The 17,500-nt window shown below is 61.3% G+C and carries 18 protein-coding genes; 12 read left to right on the top strand and 6 right to left on the bottom strand.

Annotated features, from left to right (window positions below; all coding sequences use genetic code 11):
* Positions 1-27: 27 nt before the first annotated feature.
* The 3 genes from M0D69_RS29100 (at position 28) to M0D69_RS29090 (ending at position 3,902) form a co-directional block, all read left to right on the top strand.
* Complete coding sequence (locus tag M0D69_RS29100; protein WP_301785317.1) at positions 28-1,377, top strand: NCS2 family permease; 1,350 nt, start codon at positions 28-30, stop codon at positions 1,375-1,377.
* Between the two features lie 28 nt (positions 1,378-1,405).
* Positions 1,406-2,500, top strand: a complete 1,095-nt coding sequence (locus M0D69_RS29095; protein WP_301785316.1) for an adenosine deaminase — start codon at positions 1,406-1,408, stop codon at positions 2,498-2,500.
* Between the two features lie 127 nt (positions 2,501-2,627).
* Positions 2,628-3,902 carry an MFS transporter gene (locus tag M0D69_RS29090; RefSeq protein ID WP_301785315.1) on the top strand — a complete coding sequence of 425 codons (1,275 nt, stop codon included), beginning with the start codon at positions 2,628-2,630 and terminating at the stop codon, positions 3,900-3,902.
* Positions 3,903-3,923: 21 nt separating this feature from the next.
* On the opposite strand, the gene M0D69_RS29085 is transcribed toward M0D69_RS29090, so the two are convergent.
* Positions 3,924-4,988: an AraC family transcriptional regulator gene (locus tag M0D69_RS29085; protein WP_301785314.1), complete on the bottom strand. Its 1,065-nt coding sequence runs from the start codon at positions 4,986-4,988 to the stop codon at positions 3,924-3,926.
* Between the two features lie 350 nt (positions 4,989-5,338).
* Between M0D69_RS29085 and M0D69_RS29080 the strand changes: the two genes are divergently transcribed.
* Positions 5,339-5,623, top strand: coding sequence for a hypothetical protein (locus M0D69_RS29080; protein WP_301785313.1), 285 nt, complete (start codon positions 5,339-5,341; stop codon positions 5,621-5,623).
* A gap of 37 nt (positions 5,624-5,660) precedes the next feature.
* Here the strand turns inward: M0D69_RS29080 and M0D69_RS29075 are convergent, their stop codons facing one another.
* Complete coding sequence (locus M0D69_RS29075; protein WP_301785312.1) at positions 5,661-6,575, bottom strand: LysR family transcriptional regulator; 915 nt, start codon at positions 6,573-6,575, stop codon at positions 5,661-5,663.
* 93 nt (positions 6,576-6,668) lie between these two features.
* Between M0D69_RS29075 and M0D69_RS29070 the strand changes: the two genes are divergently transcribed.
* The 3 genes from M0D69_RS29070 (at position 6,669) to M0D69_RS29060 (ending at position 8,252) form a co-directional block, all read left to right on the top strand.
* The gene (locus tag M0D69_RS29070; protein WP_301785311.1) at positions 6,669-7,037 is read left to right on the top strand and encodes an alcohol dehydrogenase catalytic domain-containing protein; all 369 of its coding nucleotides are present in this window, start codon (positions 6,669-6,671) and stop codon (positions 7,035-7,037) included.
* Positions 7,038-7,151: 114 nt separating this feature from the next.
* Complete coding sequence (locus M0D69_RS29065; protein ID WP_301785310.1) at positions 7,152-7,676, top strand: zinc-binding dehydrogenase; 525 nt, start codon at positions 7,152-7,154, stop codon at positions 7,674-7,676.
* 54 nt (positions 7,677-7,730) lie between these two features.
* The gene (locus M0D69_RS29060; protein ID WP_301785309.1) at positions 7,731-8,252 is read left to right on the top strand and encodes a DinB family protein; all 522 of its coding nucleotides are present in this window, start codon (positions 7,731-7,733) and stop codon (positions 8,250-8,252) included.
* Positions 8,253-8,273: 21 nt separating this feature from the next.
* Here the strand turns inward: M0D69_RS29060 and M0D69_RS29055 are convergent, their stop codons facing one another.
* A complete protein-coding gene (locus tag M0D69_RS29055; protein ID WP_301785336.1) occupies positions 8,274-8,735 on the bottom strand; it encodes a GNAT family N-acetyltransferase in 462 nt (153 codons plus the stop codon).
* Between the two features lie 405 nt (positions 8,736-9,140).
* On the opposite strand from M0D69_RS29055, the gene M0D69_RS29050 reads away from it, so the two are divergent.
* From M0D69_RS29050 to M0D69_RS29035, 4 genes are all read left to right on the top strand, one after another.
* On the top strand, positions 9,141-10,640 hold the full coding sequence (locus tag M0D69_RS29050; protein WP_301785308.1) for a PLP-dependent aminotransferase family protein: 1,500 nt from the start codon (positions 9,141-9,143) through the stop codon (positions 10,638-10,640).
* Positions 10,641-10,786: 146 nt separating this feature from the next.
* Positions 10,787-12,034 carry an MFS transporter gene (locus tag M0D69_RS29045; RefSeq protein ID WP_301785307.1) on the top strand — a complete coding sequence of 416 codons (1,248 nt, stop codon included), beginning with the start codon at positions 10,787-10,789 and terminating at the stop codon, positions 12,032-12,034.
* 6 nt (positions 12,035-12,040) lie between these two features.
* On the top strand, positions 12,041-12,874 hold the full coding sequence (locus M0D69_RS29040) for an amidohydrolase (protein WP_301785306.1): 834 nt from the start codon (positions 12,041-12,043) through the stop codon (positions 12,872-12,874).
* A gap of 105 nt (positions 12,875-12,979) precedes the next feature.
* Positions 12,980-14,551, top strand: coding sequence for a methyl-accepting chemotaxis protein (locus M0D69_RS29035; RefSeq protein ID WP_301785305.1), 1,572 nt, complete (start codon positions 12,980-12,982; stop codon positions 14,549-14,551).
* 19 nt (positions 14,552-14,570) lie between these two features.
* Here M0D69_RS29035 and M0D69_RS29030 read toward each other — a convergent pair whose 3' ends face one another.
* The 3 genes from M0D69_RS29030 to M0D69_RS29020 all read right to left on the bottom strand — a co-directional run bounded on the left by M0D69_RS29030 (position 14,571) and on the right by M0D69_RS29020 (position 16,307).
* Positions 14,571-15,293, bottom strand: coding sequence for a GntR family transcriptional regulator (locus M0D69_RS29030; protein WP_301785304.1), 723 nt, complete (start codon positions 15,291-15,293; stop codon positions 14,571-14,573).
* A 123-nt stretch (positions 15,294-15,416) separates the two neighbouring features.
* A complete protein-coding gene (locus tag M0D69_RS29025) occupies positions 15,417-15,746 on the bottom strand; it encodes a TfoX/Sxy family protein (protein ID WP_301785303.1) in 330 nt (109 codons plus the stop codon).
* A gap of 30 nt (positions 15,747-15,776) precedes the next feature.
* On the bottom strand, positions 15,777-16,307 hold the full coding sequence (locus M0D69_RS29020; protein ID WP_301785302.1) for a GNAT family N-acetyltransferase: 531 nt from the start codon (positions 16,305-16,307) through the stop codon (positions 15,777-15,779).
* 338 nt (positions 16,308-16,645) lie between these two features.
* Here M0D69_RS29020 and M0D69_RS29015 point away from each other — a divergent pair, with 338 nt between their 5' ends.
* Positions 16,646-17,329, top strand: a complete 684-nt coding sequence (locus M0D69_RS29015; protein ID WP_301785301.1) for an SH3 domain-containing protein — start codon at positions 16,646-16,648, stop codon at positions 17,327-17,329.
* Positions 17,330-17,500: the final 171 nt, after the last annotated feature.

Below are 17,500 nucleotides of genomic sequence, written 5' to 3'. Positions count from 1 at the left end.
AAATTAATAGTGAACAAGGAATCTTCGATGTCATCTCCCGACCTGATCGCAGCAAAAACATCGAGCGGCTGGCTGGATCGCCGCTTTGCATTGAGCGCACGCAATACCAGCGTGCGCATCGAGACGCTTGCGGGTATTACGTCGTTTTTGGCGGCAGCCTATCTCCTCGTCGTGATTCCTTCGCTGCTTGCAACGGGTGGCATGGATCGGGGCGCGGCGACCACGTCGACCATCATCGTTTTCGCTTTGAGCACCATTTTCATGGGGCTTTATACGAATTTGCCGTTTATCGTCGGACCGGGGATTGGGGGGTCGGTGATCCTTGGCGTGACGCTGGCTGCGACCGAACATGTCGCATGGCAGACGGGTCTTGGCATCGCGTTCATCTCGGGCGTGCTGTTCCTGATCCTCACGCTGGTCGGCGCGCGCAGTCTCGTCGTGCGGTTGATTCCGGCGCAGATCAAGCTGGGGTTGGGCGCGTCTATCGGACTCTTTATCGCGGTGCTCGGATTCCGCAACGCCGGCATGGTGTTCGCCAATGCGAAGACCAACGCTCTTGCGCTCGGCGATTTTTCGCGGCCCGGCACCATCGTTGCGCTGATCGGATTGGCGGCGGCTGTTGTGCTGCAGGGGCGCCGTGTTCCCGGTGCAATTCTCTGGGCGATCCTGATCGCAGCGGCTGCAGGTGTACCGCTTGGCGTCACGCATTTGCCGTCATCGATGATCTCCTTGCCGCACGACATCATGCCCGTTGCGTTCAAGCTCGATATCCCGAGCGCGCTGACCGTTGCTGCGATTCCTTATCTGTTCGTGTTCTTCGCCGCCGAGTTTTTCTCGACCCTCGGCACGACGCTCGCGGTCGGCGCCAAAGCCAATCTCCTCGATGAAAACGCCAACCTGCCGAATATCAACCGGCCGTTCCTCGTCGATTCGATCGCGGCCACGCTTGGCCCCGTGTTCGGTATTCCGGCGCTCACGGCGCTGGTCGAATCGGCGGCGGGGGTGGAAGCGGGCGGTCGCAGCGGTCTCTCGTCGCTGGCCGCCGCAGCCATGTTTGCGTTGATGCTGCTGTTCGTGCCCGTCGCGCTCGCGATCCCGAAGGAAGCCACCGCGCCGGCGCTGATCCTGATCGGCCTGTCGATGTTCAGCACGATCCGCCACGCGCATTTCGATGATTTCACGGACGCTTTCCCGGTCCTGTCCATGGTCCTGCTCACGCTGATGTCGAATAGTTTCGGCACGGGGATTGCAGGCGGCCTGTTGTGTTTCGTGATCGTGAAGCTGCTTGCCGGGCGCTTTAAAGAAGTCCCCTGGGGTCTTGTTGTGCTGGCGATTCCGCTTGGTTATTACTTCTGGACCGTTGTAAAACATCATTAATTTTGCACTACCGCAAGTACCGAAAAATATGAACGAGACATTTGGCAACGTGCCCGCTTCACGCACCGGCGTAGAGATCACGCCCGCGCACCGGGCATTCTTCAAGGCAATCCCGAAGGTCGAACTGCATTGCCATCTGCTGGGCGCGGTTCGGCACCAGACGTTTATCGCGCTGGCTGAAAAAAGCCGCGCGCCGATCGAACGGGCTGAGATCGACGCGTTTTATACGCGCGGCGAGAAACCGGTGGGCGTGTTGCGCGTGCTGCGCGCACTCGATGAATACTTGCTCACCGATGCCGACGACCTGCGCCGCATCACCTATGAGTATCTGGAGGACGCGGCTGCGCATAACGTGCGCCATGCCGAATTTTTCTGGAATCCGACTGGCACGGTACGCGTATCGAAGATTGAATACGGCGATGCGCAGGCGGGCATAGTCGCGGCCATTCGCGATGCCTCGCGGGACTTTGGAATGTCCGCGCGTTTGATTCCGAGTATCGATCGTGAGGCCGATCCTGACGAAGCGGTGATGCTGGTCGAGTGGATGAAAGCCCATCGCGCCGATGAAGTCGCGGGCATTGGCGTGGATTATCGTGAGAACGACCGGCCGCCGGAGTTGTTCTGGAAGGCGTATCGCAATGCTCGCGAGGCGGGTTTCAAGACCACTGCGCATGCCGGCGAGTTCGGCATGCCCTGGCGCAATGTGGAGACGGCGGTCGAGTTGCTGAAGGTGGATCGTGTTGATCATGGTTATACGATCGTCGATAATCCTGCGCTTGCAGCCAAGTATGCTGCGTCGGGTCTGGTGTTCACGGTGGTGCCGACCAACTCTTATTATTTGCGCACGCTTGCGCCGGAGAAATGGGCGGAGCTGCATCCGATTCGCCGCATGCCGGGGCTTGGTTTGAAGATCCATCCGAATACCGACGACCCGGCGCTGCACAAGGTGAATCCGAGCGAGGCGTGGGAACTGATGTTCAGCCATTTCGGATTTGGCATCAGCGATTTGCGCGGCTTTATGCTGAACGGGATTGATGCGGCTTGGATCGATGACGCGACGCGGGAAACCTGGAGAGTCCAGTGGCTCGGGGAGTTCGATGCGCTAGCCGCGAAGTTACCGTAGGGGGTTTGCTCGCGCCGGTGGACGGGTTTTGGGTTCGCACTCAAGCGCGAGTATTCGCATTGCCTTATCATTCGTCGACCAGAAAAAAGCGACCCATGCACATGGGCACAGCCGCCAACGACCGCCCATGTACCCCGCAGCAGATCACCTGACCCACGCCCCAAACGCAAAACCCGCCCGCATTGTCCTGGCGACCATCATCGGTAACGCGTTTGTCGCGTATGACTTCACGGTCTACAGCTTCTCCGCCGTCATCATCGGCAAACTTTTCTTTCCGTCGCACAACCCGCTGTCTTCGCTGTTGCTGTCGCTGGCGACCTTCGGCGCAGGCTTCGTCATGCGCCCGCTCGGCGCAATGATCATCGGGCACATCGCCGACAGCCGGGGACGCAGGGCCGGCATGGCCTGCTCGCTCGCGCTCATGACACTCGGCACATGGCTGATCGCATGCCTGCCCACCGTTGCGTCCATCGGCCCAGCTGCAACCGTACTCATGGTCGTCGCGCGGCTCATGCAAGGGCTCGCGGCGGGAGGGGAGATCGGCCCGGCGTCAGCGGTACTGATGGAATCGGTCGCGCGCAACCGGCGCTGTTATCTCACCAGCTGGCGTGGTGCGAGCCAGGGCGCCGCCGCGTTCGCCGCGGCACTGGTCGGCGCAATCACAACCGCCTGGCTTTCGCCCGCCGACATGCAGGAATGGGGATGGCGGATTCCATTCGTGCTCGGTGGCCTGATCGGCCCCGTCGGCTGGTATCTTCGCCGGCGCATGCCCTCAGTCGTCGTGGATGCACCCGAGCGCCCGCGGCTCGCCAGCCTATTCGCTCAACACGCCCGCCCGCTGCTCTTCGGAACGTTGATGATGGCCGCGCCCTCGGTGGGCATCTACATCACCGTGTTCTACATGCCGAGCTATCTGGTGCGAACGCTGCACCGGCCCGCAGCCATCAGCCTGATGACCGCCAGTCTGTCCGGCCTTGTGATCCTGGTGGTCAATCCGCTGCTGGCTCGCATTGCCGATCGACAACGGAGCCGCAAGCCAATCCAGTACCTGACCCTCGTGATCTGTCTCGTGATGACTTATCCGGCGTTTCTCGGCCTGAGGTCAGGCGTAGGCGATGTAACCGCGCTGCTGATCATCCTCGCGTATGTCGCCGTGGCGCTGAGCAATGCTGGCGCCAGCACGGTGCTGATGCTGGAGGCCTTTCCGCAGCATCAACGCGCCGCCGCGCTGTCCATCATGTACAGCTTCGGTGTGACGATCTTCGGGGGTTTTTCGCCGCTCATCGTTACGTGGCTGATTGCCACGACCGGCAATCCGATGATGCCCGCGTGGTATCTCATCGCCGCCATCGTCATCACGCTATTTGCCTTGCAGCGCTTCCCCGAAACGATGCCCGACTGAGCGCGTCAGCAAGTCATTGAATCATTTACCGCCGGGCGCCTGCGACGACAGCATGTCCAGCCTGCTCGCCCGCTGCAGCTCGAACGCGCGGGCGCGCGCATCTTGCGGGCTCATGCCGTAAGCGCGGCGAAACGCGCGCGTGAAATCCGACGCGCTGTTGAAACCCAGGCCGTAGGCAATATCGATGACCTGCAGGTGCGGGAAGCGGACCAGCTCGTCGGCCGCCTCGCGCAAACGGCGATTGCGGATATAAGCCCCCAGTCCGCCCTCATGCTCGAACCAGCGATAGATCGTGGCGCGCTTCAGTTGCAGCGCGTCCACCACGCTCGAAGGCGAAAGGTCCGGCTGGTTGAGGTTCGCTTCAATAAACCGCCGCACCTGGCTCATCACTGCGACCTGCACGGCCGCACGGGCATCGCCTGTCAGTCGTGCCTGCTTGTGAAAAGCGGCGAGCAGCAGTTGCGCGCCGGCATCCAGTTCCTGCGCTGCCAGCGCCGCGCTCATTCGCAGCAGATTACGGCTCAGTGCGGTGGCGTGATTCATGATGAGCTGGGTCAATGGCGCACCCTGCTCGACCACGCGGCCATGAATCGAATCGACATCCTGGAACGCCGCCGCAACCATCGCTTTCGGCACGAAAAGCGTTAATACATGGCACGCAGGCCGCTCGACGTGAAACGGCTGATCCAGGTCGAAAGCGATAATTCCCCGCACGGAATTCGCGGCGCTGCGTTTCTTCTGCATGCCCGTTACCGTGCCGACCTCGCCCTCCACGAAGACGTGGAAAACATAGTCGCGCCGCACGTCGGTGGACACTCTCGCGACCGAGCGTTCGAGCTGCATCGCGTCGGTAACGGTGTCGGTGAAGACGAAATCGCCGACGGCGTACCGGTCGATACGGCCGCTGAAGCCGCCGGCGATCTGCTCGTTCGAAGGCGGAACATCCACGATATGCCCCACACGGTCACGCCAGGCCAGAAGTTGCCGGTCCACTGCCGTGCCATGAGTGCTGAAACTGCTGCGGACAATGCCGGCATCTGGCGTCGCAGCCTGAGCGGACCCGTCTGGACGGGAGTGTGAAGACATTTTCGTTACCTGATAGCGCCCCAAAAACAGCCAGACAATCCGGCGGGGACACAGAGTTCAATTTATTTCGAGAACTGAGACATAGGGTAAAGCCTGCCAAAGACAGTGCGATATCTTCAGATTAATAACATCGCTGTCCATTCCCGATCACGAATGGCGATGCTTGGTTTACGGCATTGCACGCTGGAATCGCAGGCTCACCCGTCAGAAAGACCGGCATAACGGTACCGCGGCCCTTGTTCATCGGGATGCGTATGGGCTGAGCGAGCGGATTGATCGGCGATGTCCGGACGAACTGATCGCAGCATCCTTCCTGAGAAGCTCAGCGAAGCAAGACGAGATATCAGCAAATGAGCGCTTTAAAGAAAGCACCGTCGCCTAGCCCCGGCAACTTGCTGCCCGCAAGTCTAGCCGATCGCCAGCTTGACCACATTGAACGCATGGTCCGTTCCGTCGCGCGTGCCAACCCCGTCGGACCGGTTCACGGCATGGACCAGGAGTACTGGGAAAGCCGGATTCGCGCGTTGGTAAAAGAGAACAACCTGGTGGCCGTGCAACAACACCGCGTGCAGCGACTGTTAAAAGACCTCTCCAAGCGGGCGCGACCGAACGCGCTGAAAAAAACGGCGGCGTGAGCTGCGAAGGGGCGGTCGAGGAGCGGTCGAGCTCCGTCTAGATTGCTTCCTGCCACGGACGATTGGCGAAGACCCCAACTATCCACTCCACAAACGCGCGGGTCTTGGCCGGCTCGTGTTGAATGGATGGCCGCACCACGCTGACCCCCGACTCTTCGCTAACCGCCCAGTCCGTCAGCACCGGCACGAGCCGGCCGTCGGCCAGTTCCCTCGCCACCTGCCAGTCGGCCGCCATGAAGATGCCCGTGCCGGCGAGTGCTGCCTGGACGCCGGCTTCGGCATCGTCCGTTTCCAGCCGTCCTGTGATCCTCACCGTCCGGGTTTTGCCATCGCGATTCAAATGCCAGACCGGATAGGTAGCCAGCCGCGTGAAGCCGACGCAGTCGTGACGCAGCAGATCATCCGGCTCTCTCAACGCGGGCCGCCGATCAAGGTACGAGGGCGCGGCGCATAGAAGGCGGCGCGTCATCGCGAGGCGGCGGCCGATCAGCCGGCTATCTTTCATCTCGCCTAGCCGGATACCCGCATCGAATCCTTCGGCAATCAGGTCGGTGTATCTATCGGCATAAAGCGCCTCGACGCGAACCGCCGGATACCGTGCGAGGAACTCGGGCAACCGCGACGCAATCCACATGCGCCCGAACGTAACGGGTAGCGTAAGCCGCAGCAGACCCGTCGGCGAAGCGGCCATCGCGCGCGCCTCGTCTTCGGCCGCGCGCACCATCTCCATGGCGTCGCGCATCCGGTCGCGGAAACGGACACCGGCTTCGGTCGGCGCCACGCGGCGCGTCGAACGCTCGAGCAGGCGAATGCCGAGGCGTGCTTCGAGTGCCGCAACCCGTCGCGACACGACCGATCCATCGCGACCGAGTTTGCGGCCGGCCGCTGAAAAACTCCCGAATTCGACAACGGCGAGAAAGGCCGCCGTCTGATCTGCTTCTACGCTATCCATTGATGCGCCACACGCAGTAGTGTTTTGTTTTCACGATGAATTATAGCGTCGGGACGTTGTTACGATTTTCTCCATTGCCTCCTGGAGATTGCCATGCGCGCCTTCCACCTGACCGCCGCTTCGATCGATGCCCTGAAGCGTGTCGATGCCCCGACACCCCGGCCCAAGCCCGATGAAGTATTGATCCGTCTGCACGCGGCGAGCCTGAATTACCTCGACTTGATGGTCGCGTCGGGACGATTCGGTAACGCGATCATGCCGTTTATCCCCGGCACGGATGGCGCGGGCGAGATCGCGGAGACCGGCAGCGGAGTGCAGGGCTGGGTGGTCGGTGATCGGGTCGTGCCCGGCCTGATGGCCGACTGGCCGGCCGGGACTCTGACGGCCGTGGGCGTCAAGCGCCTGCGTGGCGTGACCATGCCGGGTTCGCTCGCCGACTATGCAGTGGTTCCCGCCACGTAGCTGGTCCGGATCCCCGATCAGCTTTCGTTTGTAGAAGCCGCCACGCTGCCGATAGCCGCAACGACCGCCTGGAACGCTATCGTCACCGGACGGGTGCGCCCGGGATCGACGGTCATGTGGCTGGGTACGGGCGGGGTCAGCCTGTTCGCGCTGCAGTTCGCCAAGGCGGCGGGGGCTCGGGTGATTATCTCGTCGGCATCGGATGAAAAACTCGAGCGCGCGCGCTCACTCGGTGCGGATGTGACGATCAACTATCAATCGACGCCAGCCTGGGACGAAGCGGTCCTCGCCGCGACCGACGGTTTGGGCGCAGACCTGATTGTCGAGACGGTGGGCGGGCAGACATTCGCGCGCTCGCTTAACGCGGCGGCTGCGGCCGGGACGATCTTTGTGGTGGGTTTTGTCGGCGGGATGGAGCTCACCATTCCGGTCTTGCCCATCAACATCAAGACACTGAATATTGTGGGCAACAACACGGGATCGACAGCGAATCTTGCCGATGCGATGCGCGCAATCGCCACGGCCGGCATCAAGCCAGTGATCGATCGGACCTACGGCTTCGAGCGAGCCGTGGATGCTTACCGGTTCCTTAAAAGTGCAGCGCATTTCGGGAAGGTCGCCATCGATCTCGACGCTTGATTTTGATATTAAAATCCGTTCAATATCAGCGCCGCGGCGCCGGAAGGAGACGATATGGACGGGTTACTCAAACAGCACTTCGACACATTCGCGCGCTACAACGCGTGGGCAAATGCACGACTCTTCGATGCTGCCGCCCTCTTGAGCGACACCGATTATCAAGCCGATCGCGGTGCGTTTTTCCGATCGGTACATGGCACGCTCAATCACTTGCTGGTGACCGACCGGGTGTGGATGTTTCGCTTCACTGGCGAGGGCGATGCGCCTGACCGGCTCGATGCAATCCTCTTCGAGCAACTCGAGTCGCTGCATCGCGCGCGCGAGGTGGAGGACGCACGGATCGTGCGCTACGTAACCGGGCTTGAAGAGGCCGCGCTGGAAGGCTCGATCACGTACCGGCGTGTATCAACGCCGGAAGCAATCACGCAACCGCTCGCGCCCGCGCTCGCGCACTGGTTCAATCACCAGACGCATCACCGCGGTCAGGTGCATGCGTTGCTGACCGGTCTGGCCGGGCGTGCGCCTGAACTCGATCTGCTGTTCTACCAACGCCTCGCGGACAAAGGGCTTGCTTGAACACGAAGCGCACTGTGTCGCTTAGAGCAGCTTGCGATAGACCACGGACCCTTGCTTCTCGGCGACCTTGTCGTACAGTTGCATCGCCGTGGTGTTCGTCTCTCGCGTGTGCCAATACACGCGTTCCACGCCTGACGTCTGCGCGCATCGATAGACCTCGTTGATCAGCCTGCGACCGACCCCTTTTCCTCTGGAAGATTCCGCTGTAAACAGGTCCTGCAGATAACAACTCGGTCCCAGTTGGATCGTGCTTCGATGAAAAAGAAAGTGCGTAAGGCCGATCAACTCCCCCGCGCTTTCTGCGACCAATGCATGCATGGGCTCGTAGGCGTCGAAGAACCGCGACCACGTCATCTTGGTGATTTCAAGTGGTAACGCCGTGTCGCCGTGGCGGCCATAAAAGGCGTTGTAGCCATCCCAGAGAGGCTTCCACGCGGGAAAATCGGACAACACAACAGGGCGTACATGGATGGCTTCGGTCATATCGAGTGCTTGAGTGATTAGCGGCCCGGTGGCCGCGGTTGGCATGGTGCGTCATGTAGAAGCAGCGCAGTCGCCGAGCACCGTGTAGCGCTCCGCCGGCTGAAGAGCCCGCGTTTGCTTTTCTCACGCTCCGGCGGTGCGGCTTGCCACGCATAACTCGACATTTCTCTTCGACGCGTCAGCTATGCGACGAATAGGGTGAGCGAACGCGAGCGCCGCGATGAGCACTGCGGCAAGCAGCAGCCGAACAAGATTCCATGCGAAAGCACGCGTTTCAAGTTGTCGTGTAGTCGTTCGCATCGTGCTTCTCCGGCTCGTCAGGTCGGTTATAAGAATAAAATAGTGTTGGCACCATTCATAGACCCAATAAACTCATTCGAACTAGAGCCACAGCCGGACTCCCGCATGGACCTTGCACTGCTGTTTTCTTCATTCACTGCCCGGCTAGACGGCAGAAAAATAACGCAGCAGCGAATGCTGTATGAAGCGTTGCGCGATGCCATCCTGGAAGGTCTGCTCCCGGCAGCTACGCGCTTACCGGCAACGCGCGCGTTAGCGAAAGAACTGGGTATCGCGCGGAACTCGGCGATGTTCGCCTACGAGCAACTCGCGGAGGAAGGCTTTCTCGACGTTAGCCGCCAAGGCTCGGTCGTCGCGCGGGTCGGCGCGGCATCGCTGCTGAAGTCGACCGGGCACAAAACGGCTTCGGCGAGATTGTCGCGCCGCGTCGACGGATTGAGGCGTGAGCCGCCCACCCGCGAGACCCCCATTTCGTTTCGTCCCGGCCTGCCCGCCTTCGACGAGTTTCCGATGCGGCCATGGCGGGCAGCCATCGCCCGCGCGTGGCGCAGTCTGGACGCGGCGGATCTCGGTTACGCAAGCAGCGCGGGCCTGCCCGACCTTCGGCACGCGCTGGTCGACTATCTGAAGGTATCGCGGGGCGTACGATGTGACGTCGGGCAAGTGTTCATCACGGACGGCACGCAGACCAGCCTCGATCTGTGCGCGCGAATGCTGGCCGATGCCGGCGACCGGGTGTGGATCGAAGAACCCGGACACATCGGTGCGCGCGCCGCGTTTCAGGGCGCTAACCTCACGCTTTTACCCATACCTGTCGATGCTGACGGCATCGCGCCATCGCCGATGGATTGGGCGACCTCACCGCCCAGACTTATCTACGTCACACCTTCGCATCAGTATCCGCTTGGCAGCGTGCTCAGCATCGAACGGCGGATGGACATGATCGAGCGCGCACGGGAACACGGTGCATGGGTCATTGAAGACGATTACGACAGCGAATTCCGTCACACCGGTTCTCCGTTCGCCGCCATGCAGGGACTGGCGGCGGATACGCCCGTCGTCTATCTCGGCACCTTCAGTAAAACCATGTTCCCGGCGCTGCGGATCGGCTTTATGGTCGTGCCGGCCGCTCTGTCTAGCGAGTTTGCCCACACGCTCGGCGAGATCTCTCGTCAAGGCCGCGTCGCCGATCAACTGGCGCTCGCCGATTTCATGCGAAGCGGCGCATACACCCGCCACCTGCGACGCATGAGGGTGCTGTATGCGCAGAGGCGCGTTGCATTGATCAGTGCGCTCCAGCGCCACTTCGGCGAGGCCGTGACCATTTCAGGCGACGCCGGTGGCATGCATCTGACGGTACGGCTGAACGTGCCGCTCGTCGACGTGGATGTGTGCCGTGCCGCTCGATCAGCCGGGTTATGGGTCGCACCGGTCAGCACATTCTGTCTGGCCCGGGGAAGAGCCGCTCGCTACAACGGCCTTCTGCTGGGTTATGCAGGCGTGGCCGCAGCACACGCCGACGAAGCCGTCGGCAGGCTTGCCCAGATCGTACGGTCCATGTTGAACCCAACGGCCAAGGCGCCAAAGACAAACGCTAAAGTCTGAGTGCCACCTGCCGATAACGGGTAAACACCTATGCCATGGATTCACCATTCATATAAACATATATATGTTTCATCGAATGGTTGACTATGGGTCAATCTCGATTCGCCTCATTCATCCAAAGCACGACAAAGACGCACGGAGACTCGATGTTTTCCTGGTACCGGCAGGTTTCTCAAGGTGAGCGATACACGTTCTGGGCGTGTTTCGGCGGCTGGGCGCTCGACGCCCTCGATGTCCAGATGTTCAGTCTTGTCATTCCCGCGATCATCGCTGAATGGGGCATCAGCAAGACCCAGGCGGGCCTCGTAAGCGGTGTCACGCTGGTGGCGTCGGCGCTTGGCGGATGGATCTGCGGCGCGGCGGCAGACCGGTACGGCCGCGTGAAGACGCTGCAGGTCACCGTGATTTTCTTCTCCGTGTTCACGTTGCTGTCGGCGTTCGCGCAAAACTATCCGCAGTTCATCGTGCTGAAGGCGCTGCAGGGTTTTGGCTTCGGCGGCGAATGGGCAGCGGGCGCGGTGCTGATGGCGGAGACGATCCGCAACGAGCATCGCGGCAAGGCGATGGGCGCCGTGCAAAGCGCGTGGGCCGTGGGCTGGGCCGGGGCCGTGCTGCTCTATGCGGCCGTGTTTTCGTTCATGTCCCCCGACATGGGCTGGCGCGTGATGTTCGCCATCGGCATCCTGCCGGCGCTCCTGATCATCTACATCCGGCGCAACGTGAAGGAACCCGTTGCGCCCGTACCCAAGACCGCGGCACTGAACGGCGCGAAAAAACGCACGCCCCTGCTGTCGATCTTTGCGCCGGACGTATTGCGCATGACACTGATCGGCGGCCTGCTCGGCGTGGGTGCACACGGCGGGTATTCCGCCCTGACCACCTGGCTGCCGACCTACCTGAAAACCGAGCGCCATCTTTCGGTGCTGAGCACCGGCGGTTATCTGGCGGTGATCATCGCGGCATTCTTCTTGGGCTGTCTCGCCGCGTCCCAGTTGCTGGACCGGATCGGGCGCCGCCAGACCATCCTGTTTTTCTCCGTATGCTGCGTGGCGACGGTGATCGTGTACTTGTTCGTGCCGCTCTCCAATCACGCGATGCTGGCGCTCGGCTTCCCGCTCGGCTTCTTCGCAGCCGGCATTCCGGCCAGCATGGGCGCGTTGTTCAACGAACTCTATCCGCGCGGCACGCGTGGCACGGGCGTGGGTTTTTGCTACAACTTCGGCCGGGTGGTGTCCGCCGGATTCCCGGTGATGGTCGGACATCTGGCCGCGAAGTATTCGCTCGGGTTTGCAATCGGCGTGGACGCGGCGTTCGCTTATGCGATCGTTGCCGTCAGCGTGATGATGCTGCCGGAAACGCGCGGGCGCACGCTCACTGAAGACGTTGCGGCATAGACAATCATGACCGATAGCCTTATTACCGGCATCGACACGCATGCCCACGTCTTCACGCGAGACCTGCCGCTCACAGCCGGCCGGCGTTACGCGCCGGCCTACGATGCCACGCCGGATCGCTACCGGGCGATGCTCGCGAGCATCGGAATGTCCCATGGCGTGCTGATCCAGCCCAGCTTCCTCGGCTTCGACAACAGTTATCTGCTCGCGTGTCTCGACGCTTATCCGCAGCAATTGCGCGGCGTCGTGATGGCCGATCCGGAGAACGCCCTCGGTTATATCGACGATTGGCATGCACGGGGGGTCGTGGGAATTCGCGCGAACCTGATCGGCGCGCAACTGCCCGATTTCGCCGATCACCACTGGACCGCCCTGCTATCGCGAATGGTCGTGCTCGACTGGCACCTCGAAATGCAGATCGACGCGGGGCGACTGGACCAAGTGACGCCCGCCCTGCTGGCGAGCGGCGTGCGGATCGTGATCGATCATTTCGGCCGCTTCGATCCCGCGCTCTGCATGGGCGACCCGGGTTTCGCGCACCTGGTCTCGCTCGGCCAAACGGGGCGCGTGTGGGTGAAGGGTTCGGCGGCGTATCGGGTAAGCGCAAAACCGGGGGATGCGAAAGCGACCTTCGCGACGGCCGCGAGCGCCTGGGCCGCACTGCTGCCCGCTTTCGGCGTCGACCGCTTGCTCTGGGGCACGGACTGGCCGCACACCCAGTTCGAGCAAGTCTGCGATCCCCAACGCGCGATAAACGACCTGCACCGTCTTGTCACCGATGCGTCACATCGACAGGCCGTGTTGATCGACACGCCTGCGGAGCTGTTCCACTTTCGCTAGAAACAGATAGCTAAGAGCCGGTAACAGGAAAAAAACTCAAGTCTTCTGTTCTCGGTCCGTTAAACATAGTCATATATATGTTCATATCATTGAGGCCAACGGACAGTGCTTAGAAACCTTTCAATCAAGACAGGCTTGAGCCTTGCGACAAGCGTGTTCGTCTTGCTGGTGCTCGTTGTCGGAACGTGTGCATTTGTTTCGCTAGGCCGGGCAAACCACGCGCTCAGCGGTATGTACGAGCACGATCTGGCGGGGAGCACGGCTTTGACTCGCAGTTCCGAGTTGCTGTTGCGTTGCCGCTCGGCGAAGAACCGCTATGAATCGCTGACCACCGATAACAAGGCCGACGCCGCCGCGAAGCAACTGGCCGCGGCCCACGAGTACTGCAACGAATCGCAAAAGCAGTGGGATGTGTTTGCCGCGTTGCCGGTATCGGGTGACGCGCAAGCGCTCATTACCGACGCCGCCGCCAAGCACGCCGCAATGATGCAAAAAGGCATCATGCCGGAGTTCGACGCGCTCGAAGCGAAAGACTTCGACGCGTATAAACGTATCCAGATGCAGTTCAGCAGCCCGCTATACAACCAGTTCGACCAGCTTTCGCAGCCATTACTCGGCTATGTATCGACGCGTGCCCAGCAGCGTTTCGAAGCCGCGGAGACAACCGCCGACGTCGTGAATATGGTGCTGGCCGCATGCGCGCTGCTGGCGCTGGCGATTGGTGTCACGGTGCGGATTGTGTTGACGCGCCTGGTCGTCAAGCCGATCACGGCGATGGCCGCCGACTTCGAGCGCATTGCCGGCGGCGACCTGCGTACGCCGATCGTCGTGGAAAGCGACAACGAAATCGGCCAGTTGCAAGGCGCGTTGCGCCGCATGCAGACCGAACTCGCGACCACCGTGCGGCACATTCGCCATTCAGCGGAATCGATTACTGTTGCGGCCGGCGAGATTGCATCGGGTAACACCGACCTGTCATCGCGTACCGAGCAGCAGGCGGCCTCGTTGCAGGAGACTGCGGCGAGCATGGAGCAGATCAGCGGCACCGTCGAACGCAACGCCGACAACGCCACCCAGGCCGCCACGCTCGCCGCGAACGCATCGGCGATTGCGAGCCACGGGAGCACGGTGGTCGACAACGTGATATCGACCATGGCCGATATTTCGAAGAGTTCAGCAAAGATCGCGGACATCATCACGATCATTGAAGGGATCGCGTTCCAGACCAACATCCTGGCGCTTAACGCAGCCGTGGAAGCCGCTCGCGCGGGCGAGGAAGGCCGCGGGTTCGCGGTCGTGGCGGGCGAAGTGCGCAGCCTCGCACAACGATCGTCCAGCGCGGCGAAAGAGATCAAGGACCTGATCGATACATCGGTGGAGCGGGTGAGTGCGGGCTCGGGACTCGTTGGAGAAGCAGGCACGACGATGACGCAGATCACGCAGGCCGTGAAGCGCGTGACCGACATCATGAGCGAGATCTCGGCGGCATCGGGTGAACAGAGCCGCGGCATCAGCCAGGTCGCCACCGCCGTCACGCAGATGGACGCCGTCACGCAGCAGAACGCCGCGCTGGTGGAAGAGGCCGCAGCTGCGGCGCAATCGCTCGAGGATCAGGCGAAGTCGTTGAAAGACGCGCTCGCGATTTTCAGCGTGAGCCCGGAAGCACGGACGTTCTGAACACGCTCAGGCGAGCGGTTCAGCGTATCTCGGACTGATACAGGAACTGGCTCGCCGGGCCGCGAGAGCGACGCCATTCGAGCGGATGGCGGTCGTATCCGTAGGCCAGCCGCTCGATCACCACGATCGGCGTTCCCTTCTCGATTCCCAGCAGCTTCGAGTGTTTCGGGCTTGCCGCTTCGACCGTCAAGGTTTCCGTGGCCGACGCGACAACCTGATTACATTTCGCTTCGTATACGGGATAAAGCAGATCGCCGATGGAGTCGAGCGGCAAGTCGGCGAACGCCGCAAAACGGTCGAGCGGCAGCCAGATGTCCTCGGTCAAAACAGGTGCGTCTTCGATCAAGCGTAGCCGCGCCATCTGGATCACATGGGCACCAGGCGCGATCTGCAGCGTCGCCGCGACGGTGGACGGCGCCTCCACCACGCTGCGTTTCAGAATCTGGCTCTTCGGAATCCGTCGCTCGCCCGACTTGCTTTGGAAGCGGAAAAAGCGGAACAGCGAACCGTCGAAACTCGCGCGGCGGACGAACGTGCCGCGCCCTTGATAACGTTCGAGCAGGCCTTCGGCTACCAGCAGGTCGATCGCCTTGCGCACGGTTCCAACCGCGAGATCGAAGCTCTGTGCAAGTTCCTGTTCTGTGGGAATGGCGTCGCCGGGTTGCCAGCGACGCTCAGCTATCTTCGACGCAAGCTCGTCGCGCAGGCGTTGATAACGGGGAAGTCGGCTGTCGGATTGCATGCGTGATTTTCGGTGTAATACATGCACAGGATTGTATGACTTCCCTCGTATTTTGTTGCGTCAAATTGTTGGCGACGTCACATGGCGTGTCGCCAATGCAACCATCTCAGATACTGCTTCGATTTATTTCGCCGGTAGCGACCGTGCGAACTCAAGAGCGGCGTCCAACAGCTTCCGGCGTAGCGCGTCTTTGCCATAGACTTCCGGGGCGGCCCATACCCAGCCTTGCATTCGACGGCCTTGTGAAATCATCGGAACGATGCCGGGCATTTGAAGAGCCCAGACATCCTTGTCCTTGCCGAGCCGCACCAGCATTCCGTCTTCCCGGGCGCCACACAGAAGGTTGCCGTTCACAAGCCACACCCAGCCGCCGAACATTGCCTTTTCCGTGATTCCTGGCTCTTCCCTAAGCTCATCGGTTAAGAGTTCTTCGAGACCTTTGTCGCGTGCCACGGCGTTTTCCTGTTTGGTTGATTTCACTATTCAGGCGCTGCTGAGAGAGCAACAGTATCGAAGCTCGGTCAGCCACTTGCCGCCGAGCTGGACACCTCTGCTGGAGTTATCGCAGACAAAGCCGGCTCGTTTATAAAAGGCCCGCGCGCGACGGTTGTCCAGCAAGACCCAAAGCGCGACGTCCGTATATCCGGCGGACTTCAATACATGTCGTGCAGCGTCGATCAATCGCTTGCCCACGCCCTTTCGCCAGAACGCCGGGGCAATGTAGAGCGTCTCTACCTCGGCCCAGTGATAACCCTTGTCACTGTCCCGGCTGCGCCCGAATGCGATCCAGCCGAGAATCGTTTCATCGGTATCGGTGTTAGCGTTGGCGACCAGGACCCGGGGTCTTCCGGACATGATCGATTGACGCCATGCCTCGCTGCGCGCCTCGACAGTCAGCTTCGCCAGGTAACCGTCGGGCAAGATTCCCTGATAAGCCGCTTGCCAAGAGTTCACGTGGATCTTGGCGATGGCCTCCGCGTCTTCGACCGTTGCCTCCCGTATTCCAACAAGCATGGAAAGTCCTTCTGATTTGGATTGCGCTACAGACTAACTTTGGCAGATCGGCGGCCATTCTACAAAGCGGCTAACTTCCAGCAGCGGCGGCCTTACCTGTGTTGGCCGTCGCGACAGCGGGCTCTGCGGATCGCCGTGTCGCCGATGTTTAAAGCCTTGCGCTGCGCCGACGCAGTAGATTTTCTGTTCTGCCGCGCGTCACGCGCATAGACTCGTCAAAAAGTGAACTCCACACCTGCTTAAATCGTCCGATAATCGGATTTTCGGATCGGAAACCGCTGTTACGGGGACGGTTGCAGATAAGCATCGGAAGTTGCACTCGCACGATGAGAGGCCATATGCGAAAACAGTTGATTCAATGGGGATGCGCCGGGATTGCGGGTCTGTTGGCGCTGCCTGGCGCGGCGTTCGCGCAGCAGCAGGCGTACACCAATAGCCCGGTCTATATGTTCGCCGGGCCCGCGGGAGATTATCCGGCCGTGGCTCAGTTGCCCGGCGGCGTGCCCGTCACCGTGATGGGTTGCGTCAGCGACTATTCGTGGTGCGACGTGGTTGTGCCCAACTTGCGCGGCTGGGTCTACGGGGCAAATCTCAGCTATCCGTATCAGGGCAACAATGTGCCGATCCTCACGTACGGGATGGTGATCGGCTTACCTATCGTGACGTTTTCCATCGGCTCGTATTGGGACAGGTATTACCGTGGCCGCCCTTGGTATAACGACCGATCGCGCTGGGAGAGTCATCCGCCGCCACGGCGTGAGCCGGGCGAAGGTGGCCGTCCACCGCAGGGGCCACAACCTGGTCATGGCGAAGGCGGACGTCCTCCGCAACAACAAGGTCAGGGCATGGCCGGGGGCCGCCCTCCGGGGCAACAAGGGGGCGGCGGACATCCTCCGAACCCACAGCCCAGTCACGGCGGCGGGGGTGGTGAACAAGGCGGTGGTCGCGGAGGCGAAGGCGGTCACGGTGGTGGCGGTGGAGGACAAGGCGGAGGTGGTGGCAATCAGCCGCCTCACAATTAAGCGCGACATCGCGTCGAACAAGAGGACATGCGGATCTCCGACGTCGGCGACAAAACGCAAGCAATTGCAGAAATCTCAAAGCGTTCGCGACGTCGGCGCGAACGCCACGACCTATAAGAATCAACCCTCTCGACGAGCGCCCGCGTTCACGGGCGCTTAAAGGATCGATGC

Source organism: Caballeronia sp. SEWSISQ10-4 2, from assembly GCF_030464885.1.
GTDB lineage: Bacteria > Pseudomonadota > Gammaproteobacteria > Burkholderiales > Burkholderiaceae > Caballeronia.
This window is presented reverse-complemented; position numbering and strand designations above follow the sequence as displayed.